The organism is Bradyrhizobium sp. in8p8 (assembly GCF_000426845.1).
Classification (GTDB): Bacteria; Pseudomonadota; Alphaproteobacteria; order Rhizobiales; family Xanthobacteraceae; genus Bradyrhizobium; species Bradyrhizobium japonicum_C.
Map to the genome: position 1 here is coordinate 72,052 of NZ_AUGD01000014.1, position 20,228 is coordinate 92,279.

The following is a 20,228-nucleotide window of genomic DNA, read 5'->3' on the forward strand; positions in this document are numbered from 1 at the left end:
CAACACTGACACTTGTGAGTGAGATGCGGAGGAAGGAGGTGGCGATCGAGCCACATGACATTTTCCCTAGGCCGTTCCAGGAGAGGGCGCCAATAGGCCTTGTCAATTTGCCACAATCTCACGCCTCCTTCTTTCACGACCCCAAGGCAATATTGCGGTCGGGCCTGTACCTTCTCCGGATTCCGGGTCGGTAGCGAGGCGGAGTTATTCTGCAGCTGCGCGAGCCATGCGCGCAGTAGCTCCGCTTTGATATCTCGGGCGGTCGGCAGTGAGGAGAAACGAGACGTCCACCATTGCTCATTCTACGAGGCTATAAAGCCGGTGAAACTTTGTGACGTTGAGGGATTCGATAGCCTCGATGATCTGCTCATCGCAGAAATCACCGACGCCGTGCGTCCTGCCATCTGCATGACGGAAAGATGCGACCACACGGCAAGGATAGAGCCCGACCAGGACCAGGGATACTGCGAAGCGTGTGGCGGTAACACCTTCGTATCAGTGCTCGTGCTCGCCGACCTAATCTAAGAGGCCGGCCATGCAAATCCGAAACTTCTAGCACTGCGCGAACGCGGCCGTGAGTGGACCGATGTGTGGTCTGCACAGTATGACGTGATTGTCCCTACTGCGGGGCCCGCCACATGTCTCCTTACAAGAGCGGGACGCTGATGACGCAGAGGAGAGCGATGACGAATAGGATCGCTCTTCTCATGAAGTCTTCATAAGCGCATTCCGCGGCGGCAAGGTGATGCTGCCGATGGCGGGGGTGCGACACTGCCTGACTGCGAAGGCACAGCCGCTGCTTTTGGTGACGAGCTTCTCGGAATTTTCCACCGAGAATGACTCGCATGGCGAGCACGACTTAGGCCGCTTTAGCTTGGTGGGCCGCACGTTCTTCTGGAAGATAGACAATCGATAAGGGCATGCGGCACGACTCCGAATACCCGAGCGATCCCGAACGGACGCTGCGTGTGCTCACGTTGATGCTCGCCAGTGAGTACTGAACAGAGCAAGAAGTGACCGCCTCCCATCTAGACGCGAGGGGCGAATGCTCCAGCAGGAGGAGCACAGTTGTGGGGACCATCGGATGGCCTGCCAGACCCTACGGGTTCGGTGCCCGATCAGGGCGGATTTTCCCTGGACATTCTTGTCCACCAACCCTTGCTTCAACGCGAGGGTCTTTTTTTCTCGATCGAAATGACCCCTTCCAATTCAATGGCAGGGAAAGGCGCATTTAATCATACTGCTGACATTGCATCACTTTAGTCATTGAAATATCTTCAAAAAATCGGCCAGTGCAGCGGTGATAGGGTAACGGGCACCGGCGGCTTGGTCGAGCTGCCTCCCTTGAACCTTACAATGACCTAGACCATTCGAAACCTTTGACATGACTCAGATCCGGTTCTGCAAATCCTCAGACGGCGTCCGTATCGCTTATACTCAGGGCGGCCAAGGTCCGGCGATGATCGAGGTAGCGACTTGGCTCAATCATGTGGAATACGATTGGAAGAGCCCAATCTGGAATGCGCGACTTGCCGAGCTGACAAGGAACTACACGCTTACGCGCTATGATGGTCGCGGCTGCGGACTCTCCGAACAAAATCCCCCGCACCTGACATTCGATGATCTTGTTGCCGACCTCGAGGCGGTCGTCGACGCGTCAGGGCTGAAGCGATTCATACTCCTCGGCTGCTGCCAGGGAGCGCCGGTGGCGATGGCTTACGCGGCACGTCATCCGGAGCGCGTGAGCCACTTGGTTCTTTATGGCGCCTATGCACGCGGAAAGCTCACTCACAATCCGTTGCCGCAGGACGTTGACGAAGCCGAGACGATGCTCAAGCTGGTCGAACTCGGGTGGGGGCGTGACAATCCGGCGTTCCGCCAGGTGTTTTCTGCCCTCCTGATACCCGATAGCAGGCCGGAGCAATACAGCTGGTTCATGGATATGCAGCGCATGACGATCTCGCCACAAAACGTGGTGCATCTGATGCGGACGCATAACCGCATCGATGTTAGCGACATGCTGTCCGATATCCGCAGTCCGACGCTTGTCATGCACGCGCGCAATGACAGGCGAGTGCCGTTCGCCGACGGCCATATGGTCGCCCATTCAATCCCGAATGCCGAATTCGTGCCCTTGGAAAGCAATAACCATCTTCTGCTCGAACATCAGCCTGCGTGGCGTCAGTTCCTTGACGAGACGGCACGATTTGTCCGCGCTGATCGGCGCGCGGAATCCGGAGAAACCCCGTTTCTCGAGCTGACTGCACGCGAACGCGAGGTGCTCGACCTGATCGCCCGCGGTTTAGGCAATTTGCAGATCGCTAAGTCGTTGACGCTGAGCGAGAAAACCGTCCGCAATCACATCAACAGCATTTTCGGCAAGCTCGGCACGCTAAACCGCGCGCAGGCGATCGTCCGTGCGCGCGAGGCGGGGCTTGGATCTCGGGGCTTCTCCAGGAACTGACCGAATCTGGGTCCTGGGCCCCAAACTCTTTCATTGATCTCGTCAAAATTGTGCAGCCGTCTGGGTCCGGCGGCTCATGACGAATGCTCAGTATTCTTGATGAATTGGCAAACCTGGAGCGATCGCGCCACCAGCCAAGTTTGGAGGGAGAAGGCAATGACCGTGACAAAAACCGCACCTGCTGGATCTGCTTCGGTGCAAGGGGACTTGTGGGGCTCGCGTCCCCGTGACTATGCCGAGGTACAGGAGCCGACGTTCCTTCCCCTTTATGAGAGCGTGCTGGCGCGTCCGGAAGTCGCGAAGGCTGGGTCAATCCTCGATATTGGGTGTGGAGCTGGGCTCGCAGCGCAGGTTTTCTCAAGAGCAATCGGCCGTGTTGCAGGCGTCGATGCTACTGCGCCCTTCATCGAGATTGCGCTGCGTCGCGTCCCCGGTGGAGAGTTCCACGTCGTCGAAATGGAAGCCCTCCCCTACGAGGACGACTCTTTCGACGTCGTGACAGGCTTCAACGCATTTCAGTATGCCGCTTCACCGGTGAACGCCCTGCGTGAGGCGCGACGCGTCGTGAAGACCAACGGCATCATCATCATCGCAGTCTGGGGCTTGCCGGAGACCTGCGAGGCTGCCGGGCACCTGAAGGCTTTGGGATCGCTGATGCCGCCACCACCCCACGGCGCTCCAGGCCCGTTTGCGCTCTCGGATGAAAGCAAGCTCAAAACGCTCGCGAGCGAAGCGGGCCTGACACCGGGCGTAGTCGTGGATGTCTCATGTCCCTGGATTTATCCCGATTTGGAGACCGCACTCAGGGGCATGCTGTCCGCGGGACCAGCCGAGCGCGCGGTCCGGGCCTCCAGCTTTGAACGCGCCCGCGACGCAGTCGCCGCTGCGATCGAGCGCTACCGCACTGCGTCCAGCGGCTATCGTCTGAACAACACGTTCCGATACCTAGTCGCTCGCTCATAGAGACGAGACTCAATGTCCGACATAGATTTGCCCCCGACGCATTACGCGCTTTCAGGTGAGGTCAGTATTGCCTACCAGGTGATGGGCAACGGAGCGATCGACATCATCATGGTCCCTGGCCTGTTTTCGCACGTCGAGTTCATGCATGAGCTCCCAGGCTACACGGCGTTCTTGCGGCGGCTATCCCGATTTGCCCGGATTGTGAGCTTCGACAAACGAGGCCAGGGGTTGTCGGACAGAATGTCCGGCGCGCCCTCACTCGAGCAACGCATGGACGATGTCCGCGCCGTCATGGACGAGATTGGATCCCGCTGCGCCATTATTTTCGGCTTCTCTGAGGGTTGTCCTATGAGCATTTTGTTCGCGGCAACCTATCCCGACCGGGTCTCGCACCTTATTCTCGTGGGAGGGTTTTCCCGCGCTGCGGATCGGATGTCTGACGACTTGTGGCAGCCTCGTTTGGAACAGATCATCAAGTCGTTCGGTAGCGGAGCCATGATCAAAACGGTCATCCCGAGTCAATTGCACAGCGCCGCCGCCGTTAGCCAGTTCGCTAAGCTAGAGCGGTTATCCAGCAGTCCCGGCGCGTTGCGGACGCTCTTGGCACTCAACCGGCAGATCGACGTCTCCTCGATCCTCCCCACATTGCAGATCCCCACTTTAGTGGTGCACCGCAAAACAGATGCTCAGGTCCCCGTCGCCCTGGGTCGAAAACTGGGTCAGAAAATTCCGGGGGCAAAGTACGTCGAATATGCCGAGGGCGATCACTGTTACTGGCTCGGTGAAGTTGAGGCGCTCTATGGAGACATTGAGGAGTTTGTTACCGGCCGACGGGAAGCTGCATCAATGGACCTGGAGCGAGTATTGGCGACCGTGCTTTTCACGGACATCGTCGGTTCGACCCGGAATGCCGCCGAGATGGGCGACCAAACGTGGCGTCGATTGCTGGATTGTCACGATGAATTGGCGAAGCAGATGGTCGCAAAGCATCGCGGCACTTTGATCAAGAACACTGGCGATGGTATTCTCGCGACATTCGACGGACCTGGTCGGGCAGTTCGATGCGCGATTGCCGTCGTGTCCGCTTCAAAGAGAATCGGTTTAACATTGCGCGCCGGCCTTCACACTGGCGAGATCGAAATCAGAGGGCGGGATGTCGGCGGTATTGCCGTGCACGTCGCGGCTCGCGTCATGGCCAATTCCAAAGCTGATGAGGTACTTGTTTCAAGAGTCGTGACCGATCTCGTGGCCGGAGCAGGTTTGAAATTCTCCGATCGCGGGTCGCACGAGCTTAAGGGCATTCCGGACCGGTGGGATCTCTTTGCTGCAAGCATCTAGTCTCTGGTCCACGACGTCATCTGTTGCGGTTTGCACAAGAGAGGTCGTTATCGGAGCGAAGCGCCCGTCGCTGAAGTTTATGAGTGTGCGCCCTAATAGCCTTCGGCCTCCCCTATCTGAACGGCCGCGACATTCGGAAGCTACCCCACCTCGAGCGAAAGGCCGAGCTCAAGAAGATCATCGCGGGAACGGACGACGTACAGTATAGCAAAAGCTTCGAGAGCGAAGGGCAGCTTTAGCGACTTCACCATCTTCTCCACGGTCGTCTTGTACTTTTAAATGATCCGATCCGAGATGAGCGTCGTAGCGCTCCTATCCCGGTAGATCTCGAAGACTTCTAGCGCTGCCGTTGGCCGTCGGTGTTTCATCGTTCTGGATGCACCCGCGACCCTTCGCAATCTTACATACCCGAAACTTCCTCAATCACGCTCCGGATAGTTCTTTCCCAAGCGATGACAGCGCCATACTCTTCCGATGGGTTTGGTCCTCTGGGTGTCCGCCTCAACGCCGGCACGTCGTGCCGGGGCCCTAGCCGCCGCCCTCGGGCTCTGCGTAGGCTGGGCCCGGGTCTACCTCGCCGCCCATTTCCCTTTGGACATTGTCGGCCGATAGACGCCCCGGGTCCTTACAACCCGGTACTTTTTGCGGTGATAACCGATGAAGAGTCGCAGACAGTCGCCTGTGCACTCGATAAGTTCGCCAATTACGCTTGGGACTTGATGTCCGGGACCGCGGGTAAGCTGGCGCTGGCAATTAGCCGTGCTCGCCGGGCGGCCTCGTGTTCTCGAGTCGGATCGAACCGTGACACCGTTCGGCTACACGACGCACAATCGAAAGGCCGAGGCCGGTTCCATCACCTCGCGAGCGACTTCCACGAAAGAACGGTTCGAGATGCGGTCGATTTCCGAAGCAGGGATGCCCGGGCCGGTATCGGCGACCTCCAGGATGACAGCATCGTTTTGCCGCAACAGGCTTAGGTCCACCCGACCGCCTGGCGGGGTGTGCCGAAGTGCGTTATCGATCAGGTTTCGAGAAGTATCGCAAAGGCGACGGGTTCGCCACGCACCCGGTTCGTCTCGATCCGCGCGAAACCCAGGTCGATCGAGCGGTTCTGGGCCGCCGGGCGCAGATCGGCGACCCTTGAGGATGCGATCGAGTGCGCTTAGCGGCATTTCTACTCATCATTAAGAAATGGAGAAAGAGACGTTGGTTGATGAGACCTTTGCCGGTACGGCCGGTTGGGCCATAAGGCCTGTATGGCGCCGGATTCGAGATGTAATCGCCGTCCGATCCGTGCTGCCCAAGTCCCAGCGCGACGCCCGCCTGGACCTATTTCGAGGCCTGGCAAATTGGCTGATCTTCCTAGGGCACATTCCGGACAGCGTACTCGCATGGTTCACAATGCGGAACTACGGCTTTAGCGATGGAGCCGATCTCTTCGTGCTGATTTCCGGCTACACGGCGACGCTTGTTTTCGGCAAGATGATGATGGAACGGGGCTTCTTCATCGGTGCTACGAGGGTGTTGCGCCGGGTCTGGCAGCTCTACGTTGCCCATTTGCTGATCTTCATTTTTTACCTCACTTCGGTTCACTATCTTTCGCATAAGTTCGACGATCCGCATCTGATGGATCAATTCAAGTCACGTCCCTCCGTCGAGACTCTCTTGCAAGGTCTCATGCTCAAGTTCAAGCCTTTGGTTCATGTTGCGATGGCACAATGCGGTGATGATCGGATCTATCGGCCTGTATCTGGCAGCTCGCCATTACGGCTGGAATTTTGCCTCCTATCCTGCGGGCGTTTGGTACTTCAATCCGCTTACCTGGCAGTTGCTCTTTGTTTTCGGAGCTTGGCTGGCACTCGGGGGAGCTGCGGCGAATCGAGGGCTTCTGCAATTTCGCAGCCTTTACGTCCTGAGTATCGGCTTCGTCCTGTTTGCTGTCGCCATCACGCTGGCTGAGCGGATTCCCGAATTGCGGCAGACCGTTCTCGACGCGATCGCAGAGACATTCATTCCGAACGACAAGACGAATCTGGCGCCTTACCGGGTGATCCATTTGGTGAGCCTGATGTTCATCGTCGTCTCGCTCATTCCGGTCGATTGGCCAGGGCTGAAATGGCCGATCTTCAGGCCGATGATTAGATGCGGTCAGCAGTCGCTGCCTGTATTTTGCGTTGGCCTGTTCCTGTCCTTCATCGCGCACTTCGTGCTGGAGTTCGCGTCAGTGGGAGTAGCGGCCCAGCTCCTGGTCGGTGCCGCAGGTCTTTGGATCATGACCATGGTCGCGTACTATCGGGCTTGGTCGAAGGAGGTCGACAAGGGTCTGCCTTCGGGCGGCAAGTTGCCGAAAGGAGAGGCTGGGGCTGAGCCATAAGCCATTCTGAAGTATGGAAGCGTTCCCACATCGAGCCAAGATTTCGGAGCTTCAGCACGAGATTGTCCAGCGCTGTTCGCACTGTGCGTGGCGGGAGGGAAGCGGCAAGAGTAGCGCACCACTCGACGCGGCGCCGCAACACTTCGCTCACGCTCATCGGAGGCACCTCCCGTTGATTTCGAGCTGTTGCACCTGCAGAACTTTTCTGGATTCCTAGCCAACACGGTTTGCGGAATGCGAACAATTACTACAGGACCGCTACAGGAGAGGAAGGACGGCTTCAGCCGCTTGCCGCGGCTGAGGCCGCTTTCGTGCCGAAGCCGCTACCTTGTAGCACGTGCCATGCTCGTTATGGTCCAGCGAGCAAAGACATGGCAGATTTGGTGTGTCTGGATCTCTCTTCGGCCGGAGCGGTGGTCCTGCAGCTGGGCCGCCTTGGTGAAAATCCCATTCCTCCATTGCATATGGCTTTGATGTCTGGGCGCGCGGTCAGTACAGCGCATTCTTTTGTCGACGCCCCTGTCAACGCGCAGGACAGTCGCCGCCCAACTCGAGTTCGATGATTCCAGCCCTTGCATGCTGCGCGGGCGGGAAACGCCGATGTGGCGCGTCGCCCGAGATCGGAGCCGCCAGTGTGATCTCGACGCGAACGAGAGCTGGCACGCGAATCTCCGCCCAATCGACCCCGGCGGGCTCAGTGAACCGCAGGCTGTGAGCCGCTCCGTGCCGACGCGACGCAGCAAACCCTCTTACCAGTCGTAACTCCACGCCGCCAGCGCTCGGTGCCCGACACATGACCTGCGTTCGCTACGTAACCTTAAAGCTAGACTTAAAGTCAAATCCTCAGGCCGCCTATCAAGCTATGCAAGGCGGCCGACGAAGGATCCAGCGGAATCGCGGATACCGACGCAATTCCATCTAGCCAGAAGAGAAATGGCTGCGCCAACGTGCCGGAAAAGCGTCCGAACGGTCAGCTCTGAGAAGGTGAGGTCGATGGGCGCTGATGCTCCTTCAAGCCTGACCTCAGCCTCAGCCGCCACGCAGGGCTTCAAGGTCGGGCTTCCTGGAGAGTGCCTGCGCGCCGCCTATGGCGGCGGCACCGCAGGCGAGTGCCATCGCAACAGCGAGCGCCAAGTAAAGCCAGGGAATGGAAAGAGCTTCCGGAGCCGGATCGAATACGCCGGTCAGGATCGTGACCAGCGCCTCGGCAAGGCCAAAACCGGCCACGATGCCTAATATCGCGCCTCCGATGACGACCAAGAGCCCTTCGCTCCATAGAAAGACGCCAAGCTGACCCGGCCGCGCACCCAGCGCCGAGAGAATCGTAAAATTACGTCGCCGCTCAGCGAGACCCAGCGCCATGATCAGCCCCGTGACGCCCACGATCATCAAGACAGAAAATCCGAGCTCGAGGGTGGTGAGGCCCTGAAGATTGATTGCCGTCAGGCTCGAACTGATGAGGGCCTGGGTCTCTCGGAGGGTTGTGACCTTCATGCCCGGCAGTGACGCAGCGGTCTGGCGCGCTGCCGCCGCAACACTCTCGGCATTCGCTGAGGTCCGGATTAGGACCACTTCGGCAACATCTGATCCGGTCTTCTCTGCGATGTAGTTCGCGTTGGCCACGAGAAACGAGTCCTTCGGGGCCGTCGGAAACTCCCGGGCTACGCCGATAAACCGGAATGGCATGACGTGATATTGATGATCGGCGGCACTTTGCAGCCTCAGGTTCAATCGATCTCCGGGCTGCAGTTGGAAATCGTTGACGGTCTCCTGCGAGACGAGGACGCCATCGGGCGTCCCGGCCAAAAGGGCGAGAGTCTCGGCGGCGTTTCCGCCCGCAAAATATGCGTTCGAAATCGTGGTCGCCTTCCCGATATGGGCGGGGTTGATTCCGAATAGGTCCTGCAGGTCGGAGCCGACATAGGCAAAGCGGTGCATCATCGGCTCGGCCGTGACGACTCGGGGAATGGCTTGCAGTTCCTTCAGCAAGGTGCCGGCCGGATGTGTCGACGTTCCGGTAACCGTGACGTCGGCGCCATTGGTCAGTTCCGCATCGACGCGCGATTGGGCGTTATAGGTGGTGTTGAAAATCGCGGTGGCCGTGGCGAACGCGAATGCAAGCGCGACCAGTGCGCTTCCGCGCGCAATGCGCAGGCGCTGGCGGGATAACGAGGCAGCGACCAGCGGAGAGAGGTCGTACGACATTGACGCTATCGCAACTGCAACAGCACGCCGGCCGGGTCCAAGCATCAGCCTGTATAATCGTACCGACAAGAGACCGAGGCCGAGCCACAAGCACAGTGGCGCGAGAAACGCCTCGTAGTGCACCGAGGTCTGCGCAACACCTTCAGGCGCCAAGACGATCTCATAGCCGCTCTTCGCCGTGCTCCAGAAGGCGATGGCACCCAGCATGATGAAGGCAAGGTCCAGATAAAGTCGCTGCCAGAGCGGGAACTGTTGATTAGCGTCGACGCGCGCCGCCGATACCGTCAAGAGCTTCGCGTCGCGCCAAGCGGGCACCAGAAAGGCTGCCATGGCGAGAACAAAGCCAACGCCAGCGGCCAACGCGAACCACGGGATTGCGAGACGAAGGTCTGCGAGATGCAACCAGGCAATTGCCGTTGTGCCGGCAAGAGCAAGACCTAGCACGATCGCCAGCAGTCCGATCGCTGCGGCTTCGGTCCCGGCTAAGCCCAAGACCTGCAACAAGGATGCCCCACGTATCCGGAGCAATGCCTGCTCGCGGCGGCGGCGATCCGAGCCGGACGCCGCGACCGCAAGCGTAACCAGGAGAGCAAGGACGATGCCGGGAACTCCGAGAAAGAGAAACAGCACCCGGGCATAGAGCGCGTCAGCACGCACGCCGTCGAGCCGTGCGGCAAGATTGTTGGCGATGACCGCGCTGCCGGCGACTCTGGCTTCAAGATTATTGGCCAGCCGCTGTGCCTGGATGAACGCCGCGCTCGGGTCGGGTGGCAAAGCATTGCGTGCGAGCTGAACATGAATTTCGGTCTTCACCGTGTCCGGCCGAGCCGCCTTTTGTGGATCAAAGATGGCCTGCCACTCGGCCATGGGCATGAGCAGGACGTTATCCGGCGGCGCCTGAGGAGCAATGCCCTTGGGAAGGCCGATCGCCTGGAACATCGAGTCGGCGTTCGGTAGTGCGACGACGCCGGCGATCTTGACGTCGACCGGCGCCGCACCGATCCGGTCGATCGTGACGGTATCGCCAGGAGCGACGTGAAGATTGGCGGCGGTTTGTGAGGCGATCAGCACGCCGTCCGCTGAGCCGAGAATGGAACGAATTTGATCTGGAAAATGATTGCGATAGCCCGCCTCAAGACCGAGCACCTTGCCCGGTCCCGTCATTTGCGAGGTATCGCCGGTCGTGGCCGCGAAGCCGGCGCTGTCGGCATAGCCGACAGGTGCGAGCGCCGTTGTGGTCGCAGCCTCGCCGACCGCCTTGGTGACGGCTGCGACGTCGGCTCCCGGAGCGATCAGGACCTGCCAATCGACGGGCACGCCGGCCACCGCACGCCGCGCCATGCTCTCCGAGGAGGCGACGATGAACGCCCCCAGCGCGCCCAGCAGCCCCACGGTCAGCGCCACTCCCGCAACCGCTGCCACAAGACGGCCCGATCGCGCGGCGACAAGCCCCTTAAGCCACAGCTTGATCATTTGCACACCCTATTTGCGGTGCCCGAAGGGTCCCGTGGTCCATGAGCCAGGTGACTTTCATCCGTTCCGCAACCATGGGATCGTGGGTTGCGATGACTAATGCGGCATCGCTCCCATCGATTGAATTGAGCAAGGTCTCGATGGTTTGGCGTGCGGTCGGCTGATCCAATTGGCCGGTCGGCTCGTCGGCCAGGACGAGCCGAGGTTTGAGGACGACCGCCCTCGCAAGTGCCGCGCGCTGCGCCTGGCCACCCGACAATTCGTCGGGCAGCTTGTCGGCGACTGCTGCAAGTCCAAGCACCTCCAGTATGTGCATGGCCACCTCCCTTGGTCTCGATACGCCTCCGACCAGACGCAAGGGGACCTCGACATTCTCAGCCGCACTCAGGGTCGGGATGAGACTCGGGGCCTGGAAAACCATGCCGATATGCTTGGGGCGCAGTGCACCACTTGGGCCGAGGGCCGGCCACGCCAGTTGGCCGGTGCTCGGGCGATCGAGGTCCGCCATGAGGTGAAGGAGGGTGGATTTTCCGCTTCCCGAAGGCCCCAGAAGCGCAATCCGATCGCCTGAACGAACCTGGAAGGATGCGGGCCGTAGGGCGTAGACATCCATATCTCCTTGCTGGAAGCGACGCGTCACGGCGGCCCCTTCGATCAGAAGGTCAGGCATCGACGACCCTCCCATCCCGAAGTTGGACAATTCGATCGGCGCGGTCGGCGAGCGGTCGGCTGTGCGTTGCGACCAGAATGCCTGTCCCCGCCTGTCGTTGTTCGTTCAAGAAATCGAGAATGAACCCTTCGGTGGCGGCATCGACCTCTCCCGTCGGTTCGTCCGCCAGGAGCATGCGCGGGCGAGCTGCCAGGGCGACGGCAAGGCCGGCGCGCGCCAGTTCGCCCCCCGATAATTGCCCGGGACGCGCGCCTCGTCGCTCCGCGATGCCAACACTCCGCAACAGCGTTTCTGCCCACGCAGGATCTTTCCTGCGTGCCAGCAGCATCGGCAATTTGACATTGTCGCCAATGGACAGGGTTGGGAACAGGTTACCTGACTGCATCAACACGCCAACACTTGCGGCTCGTCGCTTCGCTCGCTCTGCTTCGGGAAGCCGCGTCAGACGCTCACCGAGCAGCTCGACGTGACCGCCATCAGGTTCATCGAGGCCCGCGAGGCAAGCAAGCAGGGTCGATTTGCCGCTGCCCGACGGCCCCATCAGCGCCACCATCTCGCCGGCATCAACCCACAGGCTGACACCGCGCAGAGCGAGGGTCTCGGACTCGCGGGTATGGAAGAAGCGGTAGAGGTCGATGGCTTCGAGAACAGTCATCTAGCGCCACCTGAAGCTCTTGGCCATGAGCAGCCACTGATCGGCATTGTCCGCTCCGAAAGGAGCCGACAGCGTCAAGGTGACGAGCTTGCCGTCCTTCCAGAAGAAGTAGCGCTCGTTCTCAAGGCGGACCGCCTTGTTGGTCACCGCGTTCGGCTCGGAATTCGACCCGTAGGAAACGACGATCGCACTGCCTGATGGCAGTGAGGTCGGCTTGACGCTCGAGACACGAACCGCCTTGCCGGATCGCTCCAGGTCCGCGACCTCCTTCTGCTTCACATTGTTCAAATCGATCGATCCGGCGCGCTGTGCGACGGTGAGTTCAATGGTGTTGTATTTGTCGCTGAAAACAACGCTATCGGATGCTTCACGCCGCGCCCACCCTTCCGGAACCTTGATCGTGAACCCAAGCGGTGACTGATAGTCGATGAAGACTTGATTGTCGGGAATGTCGCCTGGTGGGTTCTTCTCCGGCTTAATCGGGTTCTCGCGTGCCGGCAGGGGCGTCGCTCCCTGCGCCAATCCCGGCATGGGTGCAACTCCGATGGGACTCGAAACCAAGCCTATCGCGAGCCACGCAGCTACCTTCTTCATTGATATCTCCCGCCGACCATCGGTTGGTAAGCCATGATCGAGCATAGAGAACGCGAGCTCTCCGGGATTTCGCCGGGACTATACGAATTTGTAATCTCAGATCGCTACCCGGGTGAGGTTCGGTCGTGTGAACGAGCACAAATCTGTCTTATTCTGGTTCGTGTGTTGATCGGGGGCGACGCAACGGAGTGACGCGCTATGCGTAAATTTCTCTTGGCAACGGCAATCGCAGCCGTCGCGGCGACGAATGCCCAAGCGGCCGAAACTACTGGAACTGTCCGCAGCGTGAATACGAGATCGGATTCCGTCACATTGAGTGACGGGACGACCTATTCGTTGCCCGAAGGCACCGAGACTGAATCTGTGAAAGTTGGAGAGAAGGTCAGGATCAAATTTTCTTCTAGTCACAATCAGAATCGAGCCTCTTCCTTGGTCAAGGCGAAGTAACCTGCCCGTTAGTGGACAGAGCGATCACGCTGCGAATGCCAAAAGGGTCAGCGCTGTGAGTCCGAAGGCCCAGCAGTAATAGGCAAAAGGATTTAGCGCCTGGGAATCGTGTGACACGAAAACCGCATCAATACCCAGTCCGAAAGTGAGGCAATCGCGCCGGCGAGTGCTTCCGACGCGATTACCAGTCCGGTGATGCCGCCCGCGTTTTGATGTCCCATCTTTCGGACTTCGAGTACAGCAGCGCCGAAGATGATCGGGGTAGCGATGAGGGAATGAGAATGGGACGCGGCTCATGCTGGGGCTCGACCCTCAGAGAATGCGATGACAAATGCAGAAACGGCGACACGAACAACCCCGGTCGACGAACGCAACAAGACCGCAAGAGCGATAGCAAGCTGACCACGGCCCGTCAGTTTCAACGGGCCGGTCCTGCCGCTTCCGTAAGCTGGCGCGACTACCGGGATGAGCGATGCGCTTCAACATACTCCCAAAAGCTCTTGTCCATCGCATTTGTCTTGCTCAGGAGATAGGGAAAATGCCCGTAGACCAGCGAAAGCTGTTGAGCAGCTTCATCGGCCGATTTGCCTTCCACTTCGGCGACGTAAAGAGCCGCCACCAGACCCGATCGGTCAGCGCCGCCTTGGCAGTGAATGAGGAGTGGCTTGGGGGCGTCGCGAACGATTTTGAGAATTGCACGGATCTGCTGTGATGTGACAAGACGGCGCGCTCCAATGCCGTAATCAAAGTGCGTTACGCTCATGCTTCGCGAGATAGCGATTTCGTCGTCGTACCAGGATGTACCAGAATTATCCCCTCGTAGGTTTAAGATCGACCTTATCGAGTACTCGTTGATTACCCGCTCAAACTGGTTCTTGTTAAGTTGCGCCGAGCGGTAAAGTTGTCCGTCTTCTACGACATGAACGTTGCCCAACAGCTGGATGATACCGCAATAGGACGCGATAGACGTCACGATGAGCAGGGTGGTGAGGGCTGCGATATTCGCGGTACGACGGCAAGCCCGCCAGAGATTTGAGGTGATGATGGCGTCTGATTCAGTCATGAAATTTTTTTGGGTGGCAACTGGAATCCCTCGACTTGTCATCCGGGAGAGCCCGACTCGCATGAAAACAGGCGCGATCGCGGGCTGGGTTGTGACGTAAAAGGCGATGATCGTCGGCGACGAGCCAAGCCGATAGGCACCCCCGGGAGCCGCCTTGGCCCGGATGTAAATTCGGCGGGCTCGACCAAACCAAGGCAAGCCGCGCGCTTCCCTTGTTCATTGGTGTTCAGCCGGCTACCGGTGATTCGCCATGGCCGAGCATACGGGCCCCAAGCTCTCCAAGATTTTACCGAAACTATACGAATCCGTAATCTGATTCGAACTGCCGCGTCGGGACTTGCGCTGGAGCTGGCGTGTATATGTTGAGAGCCAAGCATCGTAGGCTGAGCAGGCTGGTCGGGCGCGGCAGAGGCCGAGCTCACAATCACGCGTAACGTTCCATGCCCGTCGCCGCCACCTTACATACCTGGACCCATTCGGCTCCCTCTTTCTTGGCGGCATTCCTCGCCTCGCTTGTCGAATTCGTGGAAGCGCTGACCATCGTGCTGGCGGTCGGAATTGTGCGCGGATGGCGCCCTGCACTTGTTGGCACGGCAGCCGGCACCGTGCTTCTCGCCGCGATGATTGCCCTGCTCGGGCCATTACTGGGACAGATACGAATCGAGCTTCTTCAGTTGGTAATCGGATTCTTGTTGCTGCTATTCGGGATGCGGTGGCTGCGCAAGGCAATCCTCAGAGCGGCAGGCATTATCCCGCTCCACGACGAAATCGCCGCTTTCTCCTCGGAAGTCATCCAACTCCGCTCCGCCGGGCCGATGGCCACCATCATGCTCGACCCGATTGCGGTCGGGACGACTTTCAAGGCCGTCGTGCTCGAAGGCACCGAAGTGGTCTTCATCGTCCTTGCAGTCGGTGCTCCCGGCAATGCGCTGATACCGGCGAGCGTTGGAGCCGCCGCTGCGGGCGTTCTGGTCATCGCTCTCGGTATCGTCTTGCATCGGCCGCTATCTCGTGTCCCGGAGAACGCCCTCAAATTTGCCGTTGGCATTTTGATCTCCGGGTTCGGAATTTTCTGGGTCGGCGAAGGACTCGGCTTTGAATGGCCGGGTCGCGATCTTGCGCTGATCCCGATGTTCGCGTTGCTCCTCACGACATCGCTGGTCGGGGCGCAACTCGCTCGGCGGGCGACCGTGCCATCCGGAGCCAACAAATGAGTTCTCTTTCTGGCGTGCTGCGCCAGCTTTGGCGGTTGTTCGTCGATGATGGCAGCCTCGCTGGTACGCTTGTGATCTGGTGTGTGGGCGCCGGGTCCGTTCTTCCGCATTGGATAACATTCGGCGGCTGGAACGCCCCAATCCTGTTCGTCGGATGCATTGCGATACTGCTCACAAATATTATGTTGGCGGCGCGACACCATCGCTCACGGAGACGAAACGAATTTCAATGCTGAGTGAGCAATCGCCTTCGAGGTAAGTAGATCGATGCAATTGGGCTTACCGGTTCATGAGCAATCCATTTCAGGAAAAGAACCTTCGTCTCGCATTTCGGATTAGCCTCACGATCAAGGGCGTCTTCGCTCTACTGGAGATATTCGCTGGCATCACCGCGCATTTCGTCAGCCAGCAGTTCCTTTTGAGCGCCATCCTTGCAATAACCGCGAAGAGCTGACCGAAGATCCTGGCGACGTCGTCGTGCGCTATCTGCTCCAGACGGCACACAGCTTCTCGCTGGACACCCAAAATTTCGCGTCGATATGTCTGCTCAGCCACGGAATAACCAAAGCCTTACTCATTGCCGGACTGCTGCGCCAAAAGCTGTGGTATTACCCAGCGGCAATTGTCGTATTTGTGTCCTTCATTCTCTATCAGCTCTACAGATTTAGCCATACCCATTCGGTCTGGCTCTTGCTGATCACGCTATTGGATGTAGTCGTGATTTGGTTGACATGGCACGAGTACCGCCATTTGCAAAAGCATCATGCAGCGATCGGCCCATAGCCCCGGACAATTCATGCAGTCGCCGGCCTTGCCGTTGCCAGGCGCCTCAGTGATTCAGGGCAATCAATCGCCGCGCATCGCCCTAGCTGCTGTCTCACCGCCAAAGGTATCCTTTGAGTCCTATTTCGCCGGCGCGGGGATCGTCGAGGCAGGCACAGGAAATATCGCCCATCGGAGTGTCGGTTTCCGACATTGGTGGCGGTCGGCGAACCGCGCTTCAAGATCGACGATTTAGGGCAAGGACCACTCCTGCCGGCCCTCGCCAGAGTGAAAGTGGCACAGGCAAGTCTTGCGACGACAAAGAACCTGCTCAAAGCTGGCAAAGGATTGAGCGTCGCAGGCTCTATCAGCACCATCGACGTGGACAACAGCCGGTATGACGGGAGGCTTTCAATGACCCACATCTAGCCGAGTGCGCTTGGGCTGTGCCGACATCTGCGACCCTCCAGACGGCCTCCGACGAGGAGATGATCTGCAGGATGCTCGACATATGTGCCGCGACGTGCCGGCTCATGGCCGACGAAGGGCAGGGCACGCCCAAAATGCATGAGCATTCCCGGATCTGCAGCCGATGCCGGCGTACACGAGCGCTTGCGGGGAAGTCGGGCGCGGCAGAATTCACTAGTCGCCTGCCCACGAAGGGCCCTAGAGGGTGTGCGCGTGACTACCGAACTGAGTGCGGCCGCGGAGGCCACTAAGATGCCCTCCGATGTGGGACCAAGGCCGAAGAAATTGGCCTGTCCGATCATTCAGCCGCCCGAGGCATTCCACTTCGTTCAAGAACAGAACTGATCTGCTGTCGCCTCGTGAACCTTGCGTAGAGTGCTGGTAGTACCACGAGCGTGAGTACTGTCGCCGTCAGCAATCCGCCGATGACGACCGTGGCAAGCGGCTTCTGCACTTCCGCGCCCGTCCCTGTTGCCAGCGCCATCGGCACGAAGCCGAGCGAGGCCACGAGAGCTGTCATGACGACGGGGCGAAAGCGTGTCAGGGCTCCGTCGCGGATCGCCCGGACAGGCGCCACCCCTCGCTCGATCAGCGACCGGATCTGGGTCAACATCACCAGACCGTTGAGCACGGCTACACCGGACAATGCGATGAAGCCGACAGCTGCCGATATGGAAAACGGCATGCCGCGCAGCCACAAAGCGGCAATTCCGCCGGTCAGGGCGAGCGGCACGGCGCTGAAAACCAGTAGCGCATCGCGTGCCGACCCGAGCGCCCCAAAGAGCAGCAGGAAGATCATCGCGAAGCATCCGGGGACGACGATGGCGAGCCGCTGGCGCGCGACCGAGAAGTTCTCGAACTGTCCGCCCCAGGCCAAGTAGCTTCCTGGGGACAGCTTCACCCCTTCCGCGACCTTTTCCTGCGCTTCGGTGACTAGCGATCCGATATCCCGCCCGCGGACCTCTGCGGTGGCGACGACGCGCCGTTTGCCGTTCTCTCGGCTGATCTGGTTGGCCCCTTCGGTCTGCTCGAACGACGCGACCGCACGCAGGGGTACGGTCGCCGCCGGTGCGATCGGATTCGAATGCGGCAACGGAACCGGGAGGTTCTCAAGCGCGGAAATGTCGCCGCGCAGCGCGTCGTTCAGCCGAACCACGATCTGGAAGCGCCGATCCCCCTCGAACACTAGCCCCGCTGCGCGCCCGCCGATAGCAGTCTCGACCAGGTCTTGGACGTCTGCGAGATTGAGGCCGCGCCTTGCGATTTCGGCCTTGTCGATCTTGATGTCAAGGAACGGCAGTCCGGTGGTCTGCTCGACCTTCACGTTTTCGGCGCCATCGATCTTCCGCAGGACGTCCGCAATGCGGGCTGCCGTACGCTGCATGTCCGCGAAGTCGTCGCCGAACACCTTGACGCCGAGATCCTCACGGACCCCCGCGATCAATTCGTTAAAGCGCATCTCGATCGGTTGCGAGAAGCCGACCTTGTTGCCGGGAAGCTTGGTCGCCTCCACCTCGATGGCCTGGATGAGATCGTCCTTCGTCATCGAGGGGTCGGGCCATTCCCTTTGCGGCTTGACGATGATGTAGGTGTCGGACGCGCTCGGCGGCATCGGATCGGCCGCCAGATCCGGCGTGCCGGTGCGGGAGAACACGAAGGCGACCTGCGGGAACTTGCTGATCACCTTTTCGATCTCGAGCTGCATGGCCTGCGACTGGGCCAAGGCCGTGCTCGGCACGCGCTTCACCTCCATGACGATGTTCTTTTCGTCGAGCGTCGGCGTGAATTCCTGTCCCAGACGTGAGAACAAGGCGAGCGAGGCGGCGCAGAGCACAGCCGCCGACGCGACGACCACGCCCGGACTTGCGATGCTTCGCGACAGGATCGGCTCATAAGCCTCCTTCAGTCGGCGGACGAGGAAGTTCTCGGTCTCCCTTACGGACTTTGTCAGGGTGATCGCCGTCGCCGCCGGGACGAAGGTCAGGGAGACCACGAAGGCCATCGCCAGTGCGATCATCACCGTCAGGGCCATCGGTTCGAACGTCTTGCCCTCCACGCCGGTGAAGGCGAGCAGCGGGACGTAGACGAGGATGATGATGAGCTGGCCGTAGACGGTCGGCCGGATCATCTCGACCGCGGAATCGGAGATCGTCCTGAGCCGTTCGTCGCGCGTCAGAGTCCGTCCCAGGGCGACCTGCCGCTCGGCGAGGTGCCTGAGGCTGTTCTCGCAGATGATCACCGCGCCGTCAACGATCAGACCGAAGTCGAGCGCGCCAAGGCTCATCAGGTTCGCGCTGATGTGCCCCCGCAGCATGCCCGTCGCGGTCAGCAACATGGTGATGGGAATGACGCACGCAGTGATAAGGGCCGCCCGGAAATTGCCGAGCATCAGGAGCAGCACGGCGATCACCAGCAGCGCTCCTTCCGCCAGGTTAGTCGCGACCGTGAGGATCGTGGCGTCGACGAGCTGAGTGCGATTGAGCACTGTCCGGGCGTGTATGCCCGGCGGCAGCGCCCGACTGATATCCTTAATCTTGGAGTCCGCCGCGGCAGCAACGGTGCGGCTGTTCCCGCCGATCAGCATCAGCGCTGTTCCGAGGACCACCTCGCGTCCGTTGACGCTGGCGCTTCCGGTTCTCAGCTCCTTCCCGATGGTGACGTCGGCGACGTCTTTGATCCGCACCGGCACCCCATTGCGGGTCGAGGCCACGATCTGTCTGATGTCCTCGACGTTCGCGACGCGCCCGGCGGCGCGGACCACGTACCCTTCACCGTTCTGCTCGATGTAGTTGGCGCCTCTGCTGGCATTGTTGGCTTCGATTGCATCGATGACTTGCTTGAATGAAAGGCCGTACGCGATCAGCTTCGCTGGATCCGGCTGCACCTGATACTGCTTCACGAATCCGCCAATCGCGTCGGCGCCGGCCACGCCCGGTACCGTCTTCATCTGCGGCCGGACGATCCAGTCCTGCACGGTCCGCAAGTAGACCGTCCGTCGAAAGTCGTCAGTCAATCTCTCGCCTTCCGGCGTGAGATAGCTGCCATCGCTCTGCCAGCCCGGCTTGCCATCACGCACGGGCGCCGTGGCGCCAGGCTTTTCGTATTCGACCGCCCACCAATAGATCTCGCCGAGGCCGGTCGAGACCGGCCCCATCTTCACTTCCACCCCCGGGGGCAACGAGGATTTGGCGTCGTTGATGCGCTCGGCGACGAGCTGCCGCGCGAAGTAGATGTTCGTGCCGTCCACGAAGACGACGGTTACCTGAGCAAAGCCGTTCCGGGAGAACGATCGCGTCGACTCCAGGCCAGGAATGCCGGCCAGCGCCGTCTCCAGCGCGACCGTGACCTGCTTCTCGATCTCGACCGGCGTCAGCGCCGGCGCCACCGCGTTCACCTGCACCTGGACGTTGGTCACGTCCGGCACGGCGTCGATCGGCAGCTTTGTCAGCGACCAGAGGCCGGTCGCCGCAGCGACCAGCACTACCAGCAGAACCAGCCAGCGGCGCCGGACGGAGAATTCGACGATACGCGCGATCAT

Annotated in this window: 16 protein-coding genes and 2 pseudogenes; 11 read left to right on the plus strand and 7 right to left on the minus strand. The window is 60.0% G+C overall.

Annotated features, from left to right (window positions below; translation table 11 throughout):
* Window positions 1-754: 754 nt before the first annotated feature.
* The 5 genes from K408_RS44390 (at window position 755) to K408_RS0129445 (ending at window position 4,765) form a co-directional block, all read left to right on the plus strand.
* Window positions 755-916, plus strand: a complete 162-nt coding sequence (locus K408_RS44390) for a DUF3768 domain-containing protein (RefSeq protein ID WP_422866749.1) — start codon at window positions 755-757, stop codon at window positions 914-916.
* A gap of 4 nt (window positions 917-920) precedes the next feature.
* Window positions 921-1,001, plus strand: coding sequence for a DUF3768 domain-containing protein (locus K408_RS44395; protein WP_155248696.1), 81 nt, complete (start codon window positions 921-923; stop codon window positions 999-1,001).
* Between the two features lie 383 nt (window positions 1,002-1,384).
* The gene (locus K408_RS43965) at window positions 1,385-2,464 is read left to right on the plus strand and encodes an alpha/beta fold hydrolase (RefSeq protein ID WP_024342032.1); all 1,080 of its coding nucleotides are present in this window, start codon (window positions 1,385-1,387) and stop codon (window positions 2,462-2,464) included.
* A 156-nt stretch (window positions 2,465-2,620) separates the two neighbouring features.
* Window positions 2,621-3,427 (plus strand): class I SAM-dependent methyltransferase, encoded by an 807-nt coding sequence (locus tag K408_RS41355; RefSeq protein WP_162250068.1) that lies wholly within the window; start codon window positions 2,621-2,623, stop codon window positions 3,425-3,427.
* Window positions 3,428-3,439: 12 nt separating this feature from the next.
* Complete coding sequence (locus K408_RS0129445; protein WP_024342030.1) at window positions 3,440-4,765, plus strand: adenylate/guanylate cyclase domain-containing protein; 1,326 nt, start codon at window positions 3,440-3,442, stop codon at window positions 4,763-4,765.
* Between the two features lie 753 nt (window positions 4,766-5,518).
* Here the strand turns inward: K408_RS0129445 and K408_RS41360 are convergent.
* Window positions 5,519-5,937 (minus strand): annotated as a pseudogene (locus K408_RS41360) (sensor histidine kinase).
* A gap of 19 nt (window positions 5,938-5,956) precedes the next feature.
* On the opposite strand from K408_RS41360, the pseudogene K408_RS39085 reads away from it, so the two are divergent.
* Window positions 5,957-7,139 (plus strand): annotated as a pseudogene (locus K408_RS39085) (OpgC domain-containing protein).
* Between the two features lie 1,029 nt (window positions 7,140-8,168).
* Here the strand turns inward: K408_RS39085 and K408_RS0129465 are convergent.
* The 4 genes from K408_RS0129465 to K408_RS0129480 form a co-directional block, all read right to left on the minus strand.
* Complete coding sequence (locus K408_RS0129465; protein ID WP_245269079.1) at window positions 8,169-10,283, minus strand: ABC transporter permease; 2,115 nt, start codon at window positions 10,281-10,283, stop codon at window positions 8,169-8,171.
* 514 nt (window positions 10,284-10,797) lie between these two features.
* Window positions 10,798-11,487 (minus strand): ABC transporter ATP-binding protein, encoded by a 690-nt coding sequence (locus tag K408_RS0129470; RefSeq protein ID WP_024342028.1) that lies wholly within the window; start codon window positions 11,485-11,487, stop codon window positions 10,798-10,800.
* Window positions 11,480-12,142, minus strand: a complete 663-nt coding sequence (locus tag K408_RS0129475) for an ABC transporter ATP-binding protein (protein WP_024342027.1) — start codon at window positions 12,140-12,142, stop codon at window positions 11,480-11,482. The genes K408_RS0129470 and K408_RS0129475 overlap by 8 nt, the downstream gene beginning before the upstream one ends.
* Complete coding sequence (locus K408_RS0129480; protein ID WP_155248691.1) at window positions 12,143-12,781, minus strand: hypothetical protein; 639 nt, start codon at window positions 12,779-12,781, stop codon at window positions 12,143-12,145.
* Window positions 12,782-12,934: 153 nt separating this feature from the next.
* Here K408_RS0129480 and K408_RS44405 point away from each other — a divergent pair, with 153 nt between their 5' ends.
* Window positions 12,935-13,183: a DUF1344 domain-containing protein gene (locus K408_RS44405; protein WP_080654946.1), complete on the plus strand. Its 249-nt coding sequence runs from the start codon at window positions 12,935-12,937 to the stop codon at window positions 13,181-13,183.
* Window positions 13,184-13,640: 457 nt separating this feature from the next.
* Here the strand turns inward: K408_RS44405 and K408_RS0129485 are convergent, their stop codons facing one another.
* Entirely contained in the window at window positions 13,641-14,246 is a 606-nt protein-coding gene (locus K408_RS0129485) for a tyrosine-protein phosphatase (RefSeq protein WP_051160731.1), read from the minus strand.
* A 440-nt stretch (window positions 14,247-14,686) separates the two neighbouring features.
* Here K408_RS0129485 and K408_RS0129490 point away from each other — a divergent pair, with 440 nt between their 5' ends.
* The 4 genes from K408_RS0129490 to K408_RS0129500 all read left to right on the plus strand — a co-directional run bounded on the left by K408_RS0129490 (window position 14,687) and on the right by K408_RS0129500 (window position 16,651).
* Window positions 14,687-15,460, plus strand: a complete 774-nt coding sequence (locus K408_RS0129490) for a COG4280 domain-containing protein (protein ID WP_028146045.1) — start codon at window positions 14,687-14,689, stop codon at window positions 15,458-15,460.
* Between the two features lie 289 nt (window positions 15,461-15,749).
* Entirely contained in the window at window positions 15,750-15,914 is a 165-nt protein-coding gene (locus K408_RS43150; protein WP_210163714.1) for a hypothetical protein, read from the plus strand.
* Window positions 15,915-15,937: 23 nt separating this feature from the next.
* Entirely contained in the window at window positions 15,938-16,243 is a 306-nt protein-coding gene (locus K408_RS43155) for a DUF2127 domain-containing protein (protein ID WP_210163713.1), read from the plus strand.
* 192 nt (window positions 16,244-16,435) lie between these two features.
* Entirely contained in the window at window positions 16,436-16,651 is a 216-nt protein-coding gene (locus tag K408_RS0129500) for a hypothetical protein (protein WP_024342023.1), read from the plus strand.
* A 337-nt stretch (window positions 16,652-16,988) separates the two neighbouring features.
* On the opposite strand, the gene K408_RS0129505 is transcribed toward K408_RS0129500, so the two are convergent.
* Window positions 16,989-20,228 (minus strand): efflux RND transporter permease subunit, encoded by a 3,240-nt coding sequence (locus K408_RS0129505; RefSeq protein WP_024342022.1) that lies wholly within the window; start codon window positions 20,226-20,228, stop codon window positions 16,989-16,991.